Source organism: Collimonas sp. PA-H2 (genome assembly GCF_002564105.1).
Classification (GTDB): Bacteria; Pseudomonadota; Gammaproteobacteria; order Burkholderiales; family Burkholderiaceae_D; genus Collimonas.
On sequence record NZ_PDBX01000001.1, the window covers coordinates 648231 to 663960 of the forward strand.

Here is a 15730-nt window from a genome sequence, read left to right on the forward strand (position 1 = left end):
AAATCGGGCGATTGCTGATTCCACAATCTAAACAATGTATGGATGCGGGTCAATCGCATCGTACTTTACTCTTACGGAGAAGCTCGACTTCCCAGGTGCGTCATTGGCGACCCCAGCTATGCGCCCTGGTCCAGGCGCCCCCGGCTACGCGCCCCGGTCTAGGCGCGTCATTCCCTCGCACGCGGGAATCCATTTTAGTCAGCAAGCTGGATCCCCGCGTACGCGGGGATGACGGTAGTGTTAGGTACCGCCAAATGTAAACAAAAAGGGGACGGCAGTGCCGTCCCCTCTCATTTATCCGAACTTAATTGATTAGTTCTTCGATTGATCGACCATCTTGTTTTTCTTAATCCAAGGCATCATGCCGCGCAGTTGTTCGCCAACCTGCTCGATTTGATGTTCAGCTGTGATGCGGCGACGGGAAATCAAAGTCGGTGCGCCGGCCTTGTTTTCCAGGATGAAGCTCTTCGCGTATTCGCCGGTCTGGATGTCTTTCAGGCACTGGCGCATGGCGTTCTTGGTGTCTTCGGTCACGATGCGCGGGCCGGTGACATACTCGCCGTATTCAGCGTTGTTGGAGATCGAGTAGTTCATGTTGGCGATGCCGCCTTCATAGATCAGGTCGACAATCAGCTTCAGTTCGTGCAAGCACTCGAAGTAAGCCATTTCCGGAGCATAGCCGGCTTCCACCAGGGTTTCGAATCCAGCCTTGATCAGTTCAACCGCGCCACCGCACAGAACTGCTTGTTCGCCGAACAGGTCGGTTTCGGTTTCTTCGCGGAAGTTGGTTTCGATGATGCCGGCACGGCCACCGCCGTTGGCGGTTGCGTACGACAGGGCGATCTCACGGGCGCTGCCGGATTTGTCCTGGTAAACCGCGATCAGGTGCGGCACACCGCCACCCTGGGTGTAGGTCGCGCGGACAGTGTGGCCTGGTGCCTTAGGTGCGATCATGATGACGTCGAGGTCGGCGCGCGGCACGACTTGGCCATAGTGGACGTTGAAGCCGTGGGCAAACGCCAGGGTCGCGCCTTGCTTGGCGAACGGCGCAACGTTTTCTGCGTAAACCTGGGCGATGTTTTCGTCCGGCAACAAGATCATGATGACGTCGGCAGCTTTGACGGCGTCGTTGACTTCGGCCACGTTCAGGCCAGCGTTCTTTGCCTTGTCCCACGAAGCGCCGCCCTTGCGCAGGCCGACGGTGACTTTCACGCCCGAGTCATTCAGGTTTTGCGCGTGGGCGTGGCCCTGCGAACCGTAACCGATGATGGCAACGTTCTTGCCTTTGATCAGGGAGAGGTCGCTGTCTTTGTCGTAGAAAACTTTCATTTTTAATCCTATATATGTAATTTGATGTTTGATGTGAATTGCGCTGAGCGTCTCAGCGCGCTGTCTTATTTACTGTTTGCTTAAACTTTGAGAATGCGCTCGCCGCGACCGATGCCGGAGCCGCCGGTACGGACGGTTTCCAGGATCGCTGCACGGTCGATCGAATCGATGAACGCGTCCAGCTTGCCCTTGTTGCCTGTCAGTTCCAGGGTATAGGACTTGTCGGTGACGTCGATGATGCGGCCGCGGAAAATATCCGCGGTGCGCTTCATCTCTTCGCGTTCCTTGCCGACCGCGCGCACCTTGATCAACATCAGCTCGCGTTCGATATGTGCGCCTTCGGTCAGGTCGACCACTTTGACGACTTCAATCAGACGGTTCAGGTGCTTGGTGATCTGTTCGATCACGTCATCCGAACCGCTTGTCACGATGGTCATGCGTGACAAGGTCGCATCTTCGGTCGGTGCGACCGTCAATGTCTCGATGTTGTAGCCGCGGGCCGAAAACAGACCAACCACGCGCGACAGCGCGCCGGCTTCATTTTCCAGCAGTACAGAAACGATATGGCGCATGATTACAGATCCTCCGAACCGAGCAGCATTTCAGTCAAGCCCTTGCCCGCCTTGACCATCGGCCAGACGTTTTCGGTTTGATCCGTAATGAAATTCATGAATACCAGCCTGTCTTTCATGCCAAATGCTTCCTTCAGTGCGCCGTCGACGTCGGCTGGATTCTCGATCTTCATGCCGACGTGGCCGAACGATTCGGCCAGCTTGCTGAAGTCCGGCAGCGAATCCATGTAAGACTCGGAATAGCGCGAACCGTAGTCGATCTGCTGCCATTGCCGGACCATGCCGAGGAAACGGTTGTTGAGCAGGATGATCTTCGGCGTCAAATGATATTGCTTGCAGGTGGCGAGTTCCTGGATGCACATCTGGATCGAGGCTTCGCCGGTGATGCAGGCCACGGTCGCACCCGGATTGGCCATCTGCACGCCCATCGCATACGGCAGGCCGACGCCCATGGTGCCGAGGCCGCCGGAATTGATCCAGCGGCGCGGCTTGTCGAAGCCGTAGTACTGCGCCGCCCACATCTGGTGCTGGCCGACGTCGGAGGTGATGAAAGCGTCGCCGTCGGTGATCTGCCAGACCTTCTGCACCACGGACTGCGGCTTGATCACTTCTTTCGAATCGGTAAACTTGAGGCAATCGCGGCCGCGCCATTCCTCGATCTGCTTCCACCAGCTGGACAGGGCCGACGTATTTTGCCGGGTCTCGGCGGCATCCAGCTGCGCCAGCAGTTCCTGCAGCACATCCTTGACGTTGCCGACGATAGGGATATCCACTTTGACACGCTTGGAGATCGACGACGGGTCGATGTCGATATGGATGATCTTACGCGAGACCGAAGAGAAATTCTTCGGATTGCCGATCACGCGGTCGTCGAAACGGGCGCCGATGGCGATCAGCACGTCGCTGTTCTGCATCGCCATATTGGCTTCGTAGGTGCCGTGCATGCCCGGCATGCCGACGAACTTGTCGCTCGACGACTTGTAGCCGCCCAGGCCCATCAGTGTCGTGGTGCATGGATAGCCGAGGCGGTCGACCAGCTTGTTCAGCTCCGGCGAGGCGTTCGCCAGGATCACGCCGCCACCAGCGTAGATCATCGGCCGTTCCGCCGTCAGCAGCAGTTGCACCGCCTTGCGGATCTGGCCAGAATGGCCCTTGTCCACCGGCTTGTACGAACGCATCTCGATTTCCTTCGGATAGTCGAAGACGTGCCGGTGCATGGTGATGTCTTTAGGGATATCCACCAGCACGGGGCCGGGACGGCCGGTGCTGGCGATAAAGAAAGCCTTCTTGATGGTCGATGCCAGATCCTTGACATCCTTGACCAGGAAGTTGTGCTTGACGCACGGGCGTGTAATGCCGACCGTGTCGCATTCCTGGAACGCATCTTCGCCGATCGCATAAGACGGCACCTGACCCGAAATCACCACCATGGGGATCGAGTCCATATAGGCTGTGGCCAGGCCGGTCACCGCATTGGTGACGCCGGGACCGGACGTGACAATAGCCACGCCAACCTTGTTCGAACTGCGGGAATAGGCATCGGCTGCGTGAATCGCAGCTTGCTCATGACGTACCAGGATATGCTGGAATTTTTCTTGCTGGAAAATGGCGTCGTAGATGTACAGCACAGCGCCACCGGGATAACCGAACACGTGTTCGACTCCCTCTTCCGCCAGGCAGCGCACCAGAATTTCCGCGCCGGTGACAGGCAAGTTTGTGTCTTTGCTCATTTACTAGATCCTTTCAAGGTCCATTGGAAATTGATCGGATGCTCTTTCCTGACGAAATGGCGAAGCGTATCAGTGCTACGGCGTCCCTTCTTTGTGCGATCACGTCATTCCGTTGCGTAGCCGTAGATACGATTCAAAATGGCGCTAAACGCTACTCGTTCGGCCGAAATTCCTGCTTACGTTGTCGCCTGATTCTCGCGCTTGTGGCACGGGTTAGAGCAAACAGCTTACAAATATGCAGCATGCCTGTCCGTTGAACAACATCTTGGGTCGTCAGCGAAAGGCTTTAGTCACACCTCAGGATGCTGAGGCGGATAGCTACCATAATGCGTAGTTTCATTTCGGTCAAGCCCAATTACATCAAATCCGTTTTAAATCATGTCTTTTGCTGTAGTTTTGCCCACAACACCCGCCTTTTTTGCTAGCATTCGGCCAGTCTTGAAATTAATCGTAAGCCATTGTTTATCAAGGCGATGGCCGAAACAATTCCAGACACAGGCCAAGGGCGGCTGGCGTAAACGAGTCAACACCGGGGTCCGCTCCAGGCGTGACCGTTTTCCGGCAGCATGACAACACAGAGAAACAGTATCTTGAACCAAAGCAGTAGCCCGTTAATTAGCCCGTCAATGATCGAATCCGCCGCACAGCATGGCCACAGATAAAGAACTTTCCGACTTCCTCGAAAATGTCGAGCGCCGGGCATTCAAGCAGGCGGTATATGCCGTCCGCAAGGATGAATCGGCGCTGGACATCGTCCAGGACGCCATGATCAAGCTGGCCGAAAAATATGGCGACAAGCCGGCCGCCGAGCTGCCGATGCTGTTCCAGCGCATCCTGCAGAACACCATACATGACTATTTCCGCAGGGAAAAAGTCCGCAACACCTGGGTCAGCCTGTTTTCCAGCATGGGGCATAACAACGCCAATGATGAAGACTATGATGTCCTGGAAACCTTCGAATCGCCGGAAGATTCGCAGGCTACGGAGTCCAGCGCCAACAAGCTGGAACGTGAGCAAATTCTCAACATCATCGACCAGGAAGTACAGAAGCTGCCGGCGCGTCAACGGGAAGCCTTCCTGATGCGTTATTGGGAGGACATGGATGTTGCCGAGACCGCGGCCGCAATGGGATGCTCGGAAGGCAGCGTAAAAACGCACTGCTCTCGCGCAACGCACACTCTGGCGCTGTCGCTCAAGGCCAAAGGAATCAGCTTATGAACCACAAACAAATCAACTTCGCTTTCAAGGTGCGGCATGCACTGAATGAAAACCTGGACAACCTGCCGGCGCCGGCAGTCGACCGTCTGGCCGCAGCGCGCCAGGCTGCGCTTGCGCGCAAGAAGAAAGACGCTCCGACCCGTGTCGTGGCGCGCCAGGGCGTACTGGCCGGCCATGCGGGTAATTTCTTCAATGATCCGCTGTCCTGGCTGACGCGCATCGGCGTCGCTGCACCTATCCTGGCCGGCGTGGTGTTGTTGACAGGTTTGTATCAATTCGAGCAGCAGCACCGGATTGCCGCCGCCGCCGATATCGACGCTGCCGTGTTGTCGGATGAACTACCGCCATCAGCCTACCTGGACCGTGGCTTCAGCGCCTATCTGGCGCAGCAGCAGGAACCGCAGCAAGACAGTACGCAGCAAGAGCAATGACCTTGACCACTTCTCCCCATCCGAGTGAGCGCAAAGCCGCGGCCGGCAAGCTGAGCGGTCGCGCCAAGCGCCTGATCGGCGCTGCTTTTGCGTTGCTGATCACCGGCGGCGCCGTACTGGCGGTGGTCGGACCGGTGGTGCCGACCCATGCCGCTCCGCTCGCGGCCAGCGCCAACGAGGCTCACGTCAACCTCCCCAAGATGACCAAGGTGATCGGCAATGCCGTGCCCAATTGGGTCGAGCTGACTGCGGTGCAGCAGCACATCCTGGCGCCGCTGGAGCCGGACTGGGATAAGCTGAAGCCGGCTACCCGCAAGAAATGGCTGGAAATCAGCGGCCGTTACATCAACATGACGCCGGCCGAACAGGAAAGGCTGCAAGCCCGCATGCGCGGCTGGGTCACCCTGACGCCCGAGCAACGCCGCATCGCGCGTGAAAACTATGCGCGCGCCAACAAGCTGGATACCGAACAGAGGGCCTTGCGTTGGCAGCAGTACCAGCAACTCTCCGAAGAAAAAAAGAAAGAGCTGGCCGAACAAGCCACGCCACTACATAAGCGCGTGACCACCATGCCGCCGGCCAATTTAAACAAGAACAAGCCGTCCGCCCCGGTCAAACTGGCGCCGCCGGCAGGTACGGATCAAACCGCGGTGATTCCGCCGGCAACGACAACGTCGGCGGCAACCGCTGCGCCGGCGCCGGCCGTTGCGCCTGCCGCCAAATAAGCATTTTGAACGCGCCCGCGTCACCCGCCGTCCCAGCGCTCGCCAGCGCGCAGCAGACTCCATCGTTGAAACGCCGTTTCGGCAGCATCATGTATGAAGCCATGCTGCTGTTCGGCATCTTGTTTATTTCAGGCTGGATTTTTTCCACCCTGCTGCAACAGCGTAACGCCCTCTATCTGCGGCATGCCCAGCAAGCCTGGCTGTTCCTGGTGCTGACCGTGTATTTCGTCTGGTGCTGGAGCCACGGCGGCCAGACCCTGGCCATGAAAACCTGGCGCATCCGGCTGGTCAAGCACGATGGCAGCGCGGTCAAGGCCGGGCGCGCGGCGCTGCGCTTCCTGCTGAGCTGGTGCTGGTTTCTGCCGGGACTGGCGCTGGCCTGGGCGCTGGGCGCACATACCTGGATGCTGATCTGGGTGCCGGCCGCCAATTTCATCCTCTGGGCCATGACGATTTACCTGGATCCCGAACGCCAGTTCCTGCACGACCGCATCGCCGGCACCAGGCTGGTGAACATGGCGGAAATCACCGTTCCCACCGCCAAGCACAAGTGGTATCACTAACCACAAAGTAAAAATAGCCGTCCAGCTGGGCTAATGCTGTTCAGTTAGGGCAGAACGACATGGCGTAGGGTGGGCACTCCGTGCCCACGCAGTGCCGTGGAGATTTACGTCCCTGGGCATTCGCACCCGGGCTACGCGCCCCCGTCCTATCCGCGTGGGCACGGAGTGCCCACCCTACCGGTGCTTTGTCGCGAGCTCAGGAAGCCCGCAGCGCTTATCGCGCCGAATGCGAACAGCAGCGCCATCAGTTCGACCACACAAGCAGGGGCGCAGCAACCGGCCGGATACAAAATCGCTACACAATTAATCATTCCTTACTGAAAGTCGCTGCCGTAGGGTGGGCACTCCGTGCCCACGCAGTATCATGGATATTCGTGTCCCTGACATTCGTGCCCCGGCTACGCGCCCCGGCCCGTCCGCGTGGGCACGGAGTGCCCTCCCTACGAATTCCGCAAATAAAAATGCCGTTCAGTCTTAACTGAACGGCATTAGTCCAGCTGGGCGGCTTTTTTACTCCTGCTGCTGCAAGGCCAGCAGCTCCTGCTCGGAAAACCCGGCCGCCCTCCTCGCCTCCAGATTGAAGGGCCCGCGCAAAATCGGCGCCTTGTATTGCACCGCCAAGGCAGCGAAGGCTGCCAGCGGCTCCAGCTGGCGGTGCTGGCAAAGCCAGCCGTACCAGCGGTTGCCGATGGCCACATGGCCGATCTCGTCGCGCAGGATGATGTCGATGATCGCCGCCGCCTCTTCATCGCCGGCCTGCGCCAGCTTGGCGCGGGTGCGCGGCGAAGCGTCCAGCCCGCGCGCTTCCATCATGCGCGGCACCAGCGCCATCCTGGCGACGATGTCGTCGCTGGTCTTTTCGGTCAGCTCCCACAAGCTGTTGTGCGCGGAGAAATCGCCGTAAGCATGGCCCAGGGTGCGCAAATGCCTTGCCAGCAGGCTAAAATGATAAGCTTCCTCCCGCGCCACTTTCAGCCAGTCGGCATAATAGCCGGGCGGCATGCCGGCAAAGCGCCAGATGGCGTCAAGCGCCAGGTTGATCGCATTGAATTCAATGTGCGCCAGTGCGTGGATCATGGCGGCGCGCCCTTCCACTGTCGCCATGGAGCGATGCTTTACCTCGCGCGGCGGCACCAGCGCCGGCAGTAACGGCCGCCCCGGAATGCCAGCGACGGCGCTCAGCGCTGCGTCCGCAGCCAGTGTCATGCCGCCATTACCCCAGGCGACTGCCATCGCCTCAACCGCGGCAAGCTTGGCCGCGACATCTGCCTCGCACAGGCATTGCAGGGCGAGCGTACGCAGCTCCGCCTTGGAGTCAGTGGCGATGGCGAGGCAAGAATCGGACGGCTGGTTCATGTCAGGGACGGTAAAATGACGGTACGGTTGAAAAATCGGACTACGGACATATCTATTGAGATTAATTAACGGCATCCAGCATTTTACGGAGCGTATTTTACATAACTTATGGCTATCTACCAATTGGGCGAGCATGCCCCCGACATCGCCCCATCGGCCTATATCGCGCCGTCCGCCAACCTGATCGGCAAGGTAAAGATTGAAGCCGACGCCAGCGTCTGGTTCGGCGTCACCATCCGCGGCGATAATGAATTGATCACGGTCGGCCAGGGCAGCAATGTGCAGGAAAGCAGTACGCTGCATACCGATATGGGCTTTCCGTTGACGATAGGCAGGAATGTTACCATTGGCCACCAGGCCATGTTGCATGGTTGCACGATTGGCGACGGCGCCCTGATCGGCATCCAGGCCGTGATCCTGAACGGCGCCAAGATCGGCAAGAACTGCCTGGTGGGCGCCGGCGCGCTGGTCACCGAAGGCAAGGAATTCCCCGACAATTCGCTGATCATCGGTTCCCCGGCCAAAGTGGTGCGCACCCTCAGCGAACAGGATGTCGCTGCGCTGGCCGGCAACGCCACCCACTATATCGCGCGTGGCCAGGAGTACAAGACCGGGCTCAAGCAAATCGGATAATCCGCAAGCAGTCACTGAACAGAAAAACACTGGATAAAGATATGGACGTAACAACAATGCTGGAAACAAGCGACACGGCCGGCGATTCGCTGCAGAAATTCATGGTGGAGAATGCCGCAGTGCGCGGCGAGCTGGTAGAGCTGTCCACCACCTGGCAGCAGGTGCTGACCCATCATCACTATCCGCAGCCGGTGACGACCCTGCTGGGTGAAATGATGGCAGCCGCGGCTTTGATGTCCGCCAACCTGAAATTCAATGGCGTCATCGTCATGCAGATTCACGGCGACGGCCCGGTCCGCCTGCTGGTGGCCGAGTGCGATTCGCAGCTGCACATGCGCGCTACCGCCAAGCTGGCGCCGGACGCGGTGATCGACGACGATGCCAGCATGTCGCAGCTGGTCAACCTGAACGGCCAGGGGCGCTTCGTCATTACGCTCGATCCGCAAGACAAGATGCCAGGCCAGAAACCCTACCAGGGTATCGTGCCGCTGGACGGCGAGAGCGTCTCCACGGTCATCGAAAACTACATGCTGCGCTCGGAACAGCTGGATACCAAACTGTGGCTGGCCGCCGACGATAAGGTTGCACGCGGCCTGCTGCTGCAAAAACTGCCGAATCACGGCGGCATCGATGCACCGGTCAACGACGACCTGGAGACATGGAACCGCTTCATGGCGCTGGGCGGCACCCTGCAGCCGAAAGAAATGCTGACGACCGATATTCAGACCCTGATGCGGCGCCTGTTCTGGGAAGAAAACATCCGCGTGTTCGAGCCGCAGCTGCCTAGTTTCCAATGCAACTGTTCGCGCGAAAAAGTCGGCAACATGCTGAAAATGCTGGGCAAGCCCGAAATCGAGGAAGCCCTGGCGGACCTGGGCAAGCTGGCGGTGGATTGCGATTTCTGCGGCCAGCATTATGAATTCGACAAAGTGGACTGCGCTCACCTGTTCGCTACGGAAGCGCCGGTCGAGGCGCTGCTGACTACCGGGACCAGCAAGCACTAAAACAAAACGGCGCTGCATTATTCAACATAATGCAGCGCCGTGGCTTGATGCAGCGGGCGCTCTTGCCGAGCTGCCCGCAAAAATTCCATATATCAGTGCTGCGGCTTCTTGCCTCGTTCATCCGGAACGGCAACTGCCACCGTCTTCTCCACCGCAGTCAGTTCCGCATTCGGCGGCGCCGGCGCATCGGCCGGATTGCCGTTCGGATCGAGGATCTGGATAAAGATCTCATCCTGCTTGATCATGCCTAGCTCTGTCCGCGCCCGTTCTTCGACGGCACCGGTGCCTTCTTTCAAATCATGCACTTCCGAATCCAGCTTGGCGTTGCGCGCTTTCAGCTCGTCGAGCTTGTCATGCGCGGCATGCACCTGCTGATCCATATCCCAGACGCGCAGCCAGCCGCCCTTGCCTAGCCACAGTGGGTACTGGACCAGTATCAGCAAGGCAGTCAGGAAAATGGCAATCAGGCGCATCGTTTCGGGCTTGGTTCTACTGTCTTATATGTAAATCGGGGCGGACACTGATGCCCACCCCGGCTTGATTACTTCAGATTATAAAACGCGCCACGGCCAGGATAGCTGGCGACGTCGCCCAGGTCTTCTTCGATACGCAGCAGCTGGTTGTACTTGGCCATGCGGTCCGAACGCGACATCGAGCCGGTCTTGATCTGCAAGGCGTTCATGCCAACGGCGATATCCGCAATGGTCGAATCTTCAGTCTCGCCCGAACGGTGCGAGATCACTGCGGTGTAGCCGGCGCGCTTGGCCATTTCAATCGCAGCGAAAGTTTCGGTCAAGGTGCCGATCTGGTTGATCTTGATCAGGATCGAATTGGCGATGTCCTTGTCGATGCCTTCTTTCAGGATCTTGGTGTTGGTGACGAACAGGTCGTCGCCCACCAGCTGGACCTTCTTGCCGAGGGTTTCGGTCAGCAGTTTCCAGCCGTCCCAGTCGTTTTCCGCCATGCCGTCTTCGATGCTGATGATCGGGTACTTGTCGCACCACGATGCCAGCAGACCGGTGAACTGAGCGCCGGTCAGGGTCATGTTTTCGCCGGCCAGGACATAGCTGCCGTTCTTGTAGAATTCGCTGGCGGCGCAATCCAGGCCGAGGGCGATCTGGGTGCCTGGCTCGTAGCCGGCCGCTTCAATCGCCTGGATGATCAGCTTCAGCGCTTCTTCATGGCTGGCCAGGTTAGGCGCAAAGCCGCCCTCATCACCAACCGAGGTGGCCAGGCCCTTGTCGTGCAGGATTTTCTTCAACGCGTGGAATACTTCAGCGCCGTAACGCAGCGCTTCGCGGAAGCTAGGTGCGCCGACCGGGATGATCATGAATTCCTGGATATCCAGGTTGTTGTCGGCATGTTCGCCGCCGTTGATGACGTTCATCATCGGCACCGGCATTTGCATCGCGCCGCTGCCGCCGAAATAACGGTACAGCGGCAGACCAGCTTCTTCAGCAGCAGCCTTGGCCACCGCCATCGACACTGCCAGCATGGCGTTGGCGCCCAGGCGGCCCTTGTTTTCAGTGCCGTCGAGATCGATCAGGGTGCGATCCAGGAACGCTTGTTCGCTGGCATCCAGACCCATGATGGCTTCAGAAATTTCAGTGTTGATATGCTCGCAGGCTTTGAGGACGCCCTTGCCGCCGTAACGGCTCTTGTCGCCGTCGCGCAGCTCGATCGCTTCGCGCGAACCGGTGGATGCGCCGGACGGCACAGCCGCGCGGCCCATCACGCCGGATTCCAGCAGGACGTCGCACTCTACAGTCGGATTACCGCGCGAATCAATAATTTCGCGGCCAATGATGTCAACGATTGCACTCATGTATTTCCCTATCAAATAAAAATATGCGCGATATTAAAACCATTTGCGGGGACAAGGTTCAAGCTTCACCACTTACTTGTATAGCGGCAGCTATATAGTCCCATACCGTCCCCCCAAGCAATCAACCGAAATTGCTTTCGATAAAGCCATTCTTTTTGACGACCCGGTCCAGGTCTATCATGGTCGACAACAATTCTTTGATGCGTCCCAGCGGCACCGCATTGGGGCCGTCCGACTTGGCTTCGGCCGGATTCGGATGGGTTTCCATGAACACGCCCGAGACGCCTACCGCGATCGCCGCGCGCGCCAGCACAGGCACGAACTCGCGCTGGCCGCCGGAGGTGCTGCCCTGGCCGCCCGGCAATTGCACCGAGTGGGTAGCGTCGAACACGACCGGGCAACCGGTTTCGCGCATGATCGCCAGCGAGCGCATGTCGGACACCAGGTTGTTGTAGCCGAACGAGGCGCCGCGTTCGCAGGCCATGAAATTATCTTCGTCCAGGCTGGCTTCGCGCGCCGCGGCGCGGGCCTTGGCGATGACGTTGATCATGTCGTGCGGCGCCAGGAACTGGCCCTTCTTGATGTTCACCGGCTTGCCGGACTGCGCGCAAGCGTTGATGAAATCGGTCTGGCGGCACAGGAAAGCCGGCGTCTGCAAGACGTCAACCACCGCTGCCACCGGCTTGATTTCATAGATTTCGTGGATATCGGTCAGCACCGGCACGCCGATTTGCGCTTTGACTTCCGCCAGGATCTCCAGCCCCTTGTCCATGCCGAGGCCGCGGAACGACGAACCGGATGAGCGGTTCGCCTTGTCGAACGACGATTTGTAGATGAAATTGATGCCCAGCTCGCTGGTGATCTCTTTCAGTTTTCCGGCGGTATCGAGCGCCATCTGGCGCGATTCGATCACGCAGGGGCCGGCGATCAGGAAAAACGGCTGATCCAGACCGATGTCAAAGCCACAAAGTTTCATGTTCTTTCCTTACGCAGCTGCGGTGTTGGCTTGCTTGTGCGCCAGCGCAGCCTTGATGAACGAAATAAACAAAGGATGGCCATCGCGCGGAGTCGACTTGAATTCCGGGTGATACTGGACGCCGACATACCAAGGGTGGGCGTTGTCGCCAGTGCGCGGCAATTCCATGATTTCACACAGGTCTTCCGTCGGCGTGCGGGCCGACACCACCAGACCGGCCGCTTCGATGCGCTCCAGGTAATGGTTGTTGGCTTCGTAGCGATGACGATGGCGTTCGGTCACGGTCGGGCCGTAGATTTCCGAAGCCAGGGTATCCGGCTTGATGTCGCAGGTTTGCGCGCCCAGGCGCATGGTGCCGCCCAGATCGGAGTTAACGTCGCGCAACTCTACCTTGCCGTCGTGGTTCTGCCATTCGGTGATCAAGGCTACGACCGGCTGGTCGGTCTGGGCATCGAATTCAGTCGAATTGGCGTGTGGCAGGCCGGCCTTGTTACGGGCGTACTCCAGCAGCGCGACTTGCATGCCGAGGCAGATGCCGAGGTAAGGGATCTTGTTTTCGCGGGCAAAGCGGGCCGCGGCAATCTTGCCTTCCACACCGCGCTTGCCGAAACCGCCAGGCACCAGGATCGCATCGTACTTGGCCAGCGGAGCGGTGCCGGTGGCTTCGATTTCTTCCGAATCCAGGTATTCGATGTTGACCCGGCTGCCAGTATGGATGCCGGCGTGACGCAAGGCTTCCGTCAGCGACTTGTACGATTCGGTCAGGTCGACGTATTTGCCGACCATGCCGATGGTGACTTCGTAGGTTGGATTTTCCAGCGCGTGCACCAGCTTGGTCCAGACCGAAAGGTCGGCCGGCTTCGGCGACAGGCCGAGCTTTTCGCAGACAATCGCGTCCAAGCCCTGGTCGTGCAGCATTTGCGGGATCTTGTAGATGGTGTCGGCGTCCCACACCGAAATCACGGCGTCGCCCTGGACGTTCGAGAACAGCGAAATTTTGGCCCGTTCGTCGTCAGGAATCGGACGGTCGGCGCGGCACAGCAAGGCATCCGGCGAAATACCGATTTCGCGCAGCTTTTGCACGCTGTGCTGGGTCGGCTTGGTCTTCAGTTCACCGGCCGATACCAGATACGGCACCAGCGTCAGGTGGACGAAAGCCGCCGCCTTGCGGCCGGCGCGCAGGCTCAGCTGGCGCGCCGCTTCCAGGAATGGCAGGGATTCGATATCGCCGACGGTGCCGCCGATTTCCACCAGCGCCACGTCGAAGCCTTCGGCGCCGCGGTAGATGTAATCCTGGATTTCGTTGGTGATGTGCGGAATGACCTGCACCGTCTTGCCCAGGTACTCGCCGCGGCGTTCCTTGCGGATCACCGATTCGTAGATCTGGCCTGTGGTGAAGTTATTCACCTTCTTCATCTTGGCCGTGATGAAGCGCTCATAGTGGCCGAGGTCGAGATCGGTCTCTGCGCCATCGTCGGTCACAAACACTTCGCCGTGCTGGAACGGGCTCATGGTGCCTGGATCGACGTTGATGTACGGATCGAGTTTAAGAAGGGTGACTTTAAGACCGCGTGATTCTAAAATCGCGGCGAGTGAGGCGGCTGCAATCCCTTTACCAAGGGATGAGACAACGCCACCGGTAACAAATACAAACTTAGTCATTACAGAAGGTGCCGAACGGCACATGCGGGAAATTCGAATTATACATCAAACAGTGCTCCCGGCAGCCGCCAGTGCGCGGAAAAATACTGCCTGTTGTGTTTCTCCATCGGCAAACGGCCGGCTGCCTGCCTGCATGAAATTGCGCTTCATGTAATAATTCCCGGCTTCGGCTCCGGCCTATCGATCTCTCCCTATTCTCCCATCCGGACGTGCTTATCTTGCCTCTCCTCCAATCAAGTGTTGCGCCGATGCCGCGCGTTCTGCCTTTATGAGCCAGCTGTTCGGCGACATGCCGGAAGACGACGGCCTGCCCGGCGCAGCCCGCCGGGTGGCGATTATCGTCATGATCCTGGGCACCAGCATGACCGTGCTGGACGGCTCCATTGTCAACGTCGCGCTGCCGATGATCGCACGCAGCCTGCAGGTGGATCCGGCGGCGGCGGTGTGGATCGCCAATGCCTATATCCTGGCCGGCGCGATGACCATGGTGGCGTTCGCCTCGATCGGCGAAGTGTTCGGCTTCCGCCGGCTATACATGAGCGGGATCCTGGTGTTTACCCTGGCGTCGCTGGGCTGCGCCCTGGCGCCGTCGCTGCCCATCCTCAACGGCATGCGCTTCCTGCAAGGCCTGGGCGGCGCTGCCGCCATGAGCATCGGGCCGGCCTTGTACCGCAACATCTTCCCGACCCGGCTGCTGGGCACGGCGCTCGGCGTCAATGCGCTGGTGGTAGCCTCCTCCACCGCCGCCGGACCGGCCATCGGCGGCCTGATGCTGTCAGTGCTGAGCTGGCCCTGGCTGTTCGCCGTCAACGTGCCGATCGGGATTATTACCTTGCTGCTGGCGCGGCGCGTGCTGCCACGCGATCCCGGCCGCGGCGGCAAGTTCGACGCCACCGGCGCGCTGCTGTCGGCGGTTGCCCTCGGCACTTTCGTGATGGCGGTGGACGGCTTGTCGCGCCACGACAGCTGGACCAAGGAACTCATACTGGGCGGCATTGCACTGGCCGCGATCATTCTGTTTATTATCCGACAACGGAAATATTCGGCGCCGCTGCTGCCGCTTGATATTTTTGCATCACAACGCTTTTCGATGGCGGTCGCCACCTCGCTCTGCTCCTTTGTTGGCCAGGGCATTGCCTTTATTGCATTGCCCTTCCTGTTCCAGGGCGCCTATGGCTTCACGCCGCTGCTCTCCGCCGCCCTGTTCACCCCTTGGCCGGTTGCCATCGCCATCACGGCGCCGATTGCCGGGCGCCTGGCCGACCGCTACTCGGCGGCACTGCTGTCGACTTGCGGCCTGCTGGTGCTGACCATCGGCCTGGTGCTGCTGGCCTGTCTCGGCGAACACGCATCGATTCCGGATATTTTATGGCGTGCGTTTGTCTGCGGACTCGGCTTCGGCTTTTTCCAAAGTCCCAACAACCGCGAAATGCTGAGCAACGCGCCGCGCGCCCGCAGCGGCACCGCCTCCGGCGTATTGGCGATTGCCCGTACCTTCGGCCAGTCGCTGGGCGCGGCGCTGGTTGCCGTGGTGCTGGCCGCCACCAGCATCGCCCAGGCCAGCGCCAGCACCGCCCAGCTGGACGCCAGCGCAGTGCATCTGTCGCTCTGGCTTGCCGCCAGTGCAACCTTGCTTGCCACCATCATCAGCGCGCTGCGCATCCGTCACGGGCGCATGCAGGAAACCCCGGTGTAAGCGAAACTGA

15 protein-coding genes are annotated in these 15730 nt (G+C 59.3%); 7 read left to right on the plus strand and 8 right to left on the minus strand.

The genetic code is table 11. From position 1 onward, the window contains the following. Positions 1–312: 312 nt before the first annotated feature. The 3 genes from ilvC to BCF11_RS02955 form a co-directional block, all read right to left on the minus strand. Positions 313–1329, minus strand: coding sequence for a ketol-acid reductoisomerase (ilvC, locus tag BCF11_RS02945; RefSeq protein WP_092359613.1), 1017 nt, complete (start codon positions 1327–1329; stop codon positions 313–315). 80 nt (positions 1330–1409) lie between these two features. Further along, on the minus strand, positions 1410–1901 hold the full coding sequence (gene ilvN / locus BCF11_RS02950) for an acetolactate synthase small subunit (protein ID WP_014005248.1): 492 nt from the start codon (positions 1899–1901) through the stop codon (positions 1410–1412). A 2-nt stretch (positions 1902–1903) separates the two neighbouring features. Next, positions 1904–3631 carry an acetolactate synthase 3 catalytic subunit gene (locus BCF11_RS02955; RefSeq protein ID WP_098493415.1) on the minus strand — a complete coding sequence of 576 codons (1728 nt, stop codon included), beginning with the start codon at positions 3629–3631 and terminating at the stop codon, positions 1904–1906. Positions 3632–4279: 648 nt separating this feature from the next. Here BCF11_RS02955 and BCF11_RS02960 point away from each other — a divergent pair. From BCF11_RS02960 to BCF11_RS02975, 4 genes are all read left to right on the plus strand, one after another. Next, positions 4280–4849 (plus strand): RNA polymerase sigma factor, encoded by a 570-nt coding sequence (locus BCF11_RS02960; protein ID WP_061942403.1) that lies wholly within the window; start codon positions 4280–4282, stop codon positions 4847–4849. Next, positions 4846–5280: a DUF3619 family protein gene (locus BCF11_RS02965; RefSeq protein ID WP_098493416.1), complete on the plus strand. Its 435-nt coding sequence runs from the start codon at positions 4846–4848 to the stop codon at positions 5278–5280. The genes BCF11_RS02960 and BCF11_RS02965 overlap by 4 nt, the downstream gene beginning before the upstream one ends. Further along, positions 5277–6005, plus strand: a complete 729-nt coding sequence (locus tag BCF11_RS02970) for a DUF3106 domain-containing protein (protein ID WP_233212345.1) — start codon at positions 5277–5279, stop codon at positions 6003–6005. Before BCF11_RS02965 ends, BCF11_RS02970 begins: the two co-directional genes overlap by 4 nt. Positions 6006–6070: 65 nt before the next feature. After that, the gene (locus BCF11_RS02975) at positions 6071–6568 is read left to right on the plus strand and encodes an RDD family protein (protein ID WP_098493417.1); all 498 of its coding nucleotides are present in this window, start codon (positions 6071–6073) and stop codon (positions 6566–6568) included. Between the two features lie 510 nt (positions 6569–7078). Here BCF11_RS02975 and BCF11_RS02980 read toward each other — a convergent pair. Further along, positions 7079–7924, minus strand: coding sequence for a ferritin-like domain-containing protein (locus tag BCF11_RS02980; RefSeq protein ID WP_098493418.1), 846 nt, complete (start codon positions 7922–7924; stop codon positions 7079–7081). A gap of 108 nt (positions 7925–8032) precedes the next feature. Here BCF11_RS02980 and BCF11_RS02985 point away from each other — a divergent pair, with 108 nt between their 5' ends. Together BCF11_RS02985 and hslO are read left to right on the plus strand one after the other, a co-directional pair. Then, positions 8033–8557: a gamma carbonic anhydrase family protein gene (locus tag BCF11_RS02985; protein WP_098493419.1), complete on the plus strand. Its 525-nt coding sequence runs from the start codon at positions 8033–8035 to the stop codon at positions 8555–8557. 41 nt (positions 8558–8598) lie between these two features. Then, complete coding sequence (gene hslO, locus BCF11_RS02990; protein ID WP_098493420.1) at positions 8599–9561, plus strand: Hsp33 family molecular chaperone HslO; 963 nt, start codon at positions 8599–8601, stop codon at positions 9559–9561. Positions 9562–9653: 92 nt separating this feature from the next. On the opposite strand, the gene ftsB is transcribed toward hslO, so the two are convergent. From ftsB to BCF11_RS03010, 4 genes are all read right to left on the minus strand, one after another. Further along, positions 9654–10034, minus strand: coding sequence for a cell division protein FtsB (ftsB, locus tag BCF11_RS02995; protein ID WP_098493421.1), 381 nt, complete (start codon positions 10032–10034; stop codon positions 9654–9656). Positions 10035–10102: 68 nt separating this feature from the next. Then, complete coding sequence (eno, locus tag BCF11_RS03000; protein ID WP_098493422.1) at positions 10103–11386, minus strand: phosphopyruvate hydratase; 1284 nt, start codon at positions 11384–11386, stop codon at positions 10103–10105. A gap of 121 nt (positions 11387–11507) precedes the next feature. Further along, positions 11508–12362 (minus strand): 3-deoxy-8-phosphooctulonate synthase, encoded by an 855-nt coding sequence (gene kdsA / locus BCF11_RS03005; RefSeq protein WP_098493423.1) that lies wholly within the window; start codon positions 12360–12362, stop codon positions 11508–11510. A gap of 9 nt (positions 12363–12371) precedes the next feature. Next, positions 12372–14024 carry a CTP synthase gene (locus BCF11_RS03010; RefSeq protein WP_098493424.1) on the minus strand — a complete coding sequence of 551 codons (1653 nt, stop codon included), beginning with the start codon at positions 14022–14024 and terminating at the stop codon, positions 12372–12374. A gap of 268 nt (positions 14025–14292) precedes the next feature. Here BCF11_RS03010 and BCF11_RS03015 point away from each other — a divergent pair, with 268 nt between their 5' ends. Continuing rightward, positions 14293–15720, plus strand: coding sequence for an MFS transporter (locus tag BCF11_RS03015; RefSeq protein WP_098493425.1), 1428 nt, complete (start codon positions 14293–14295; stop codon positions 15718–15720). The last annotated feature ends 10 nt before the right edge of the window (positions 15721–15730 follow it).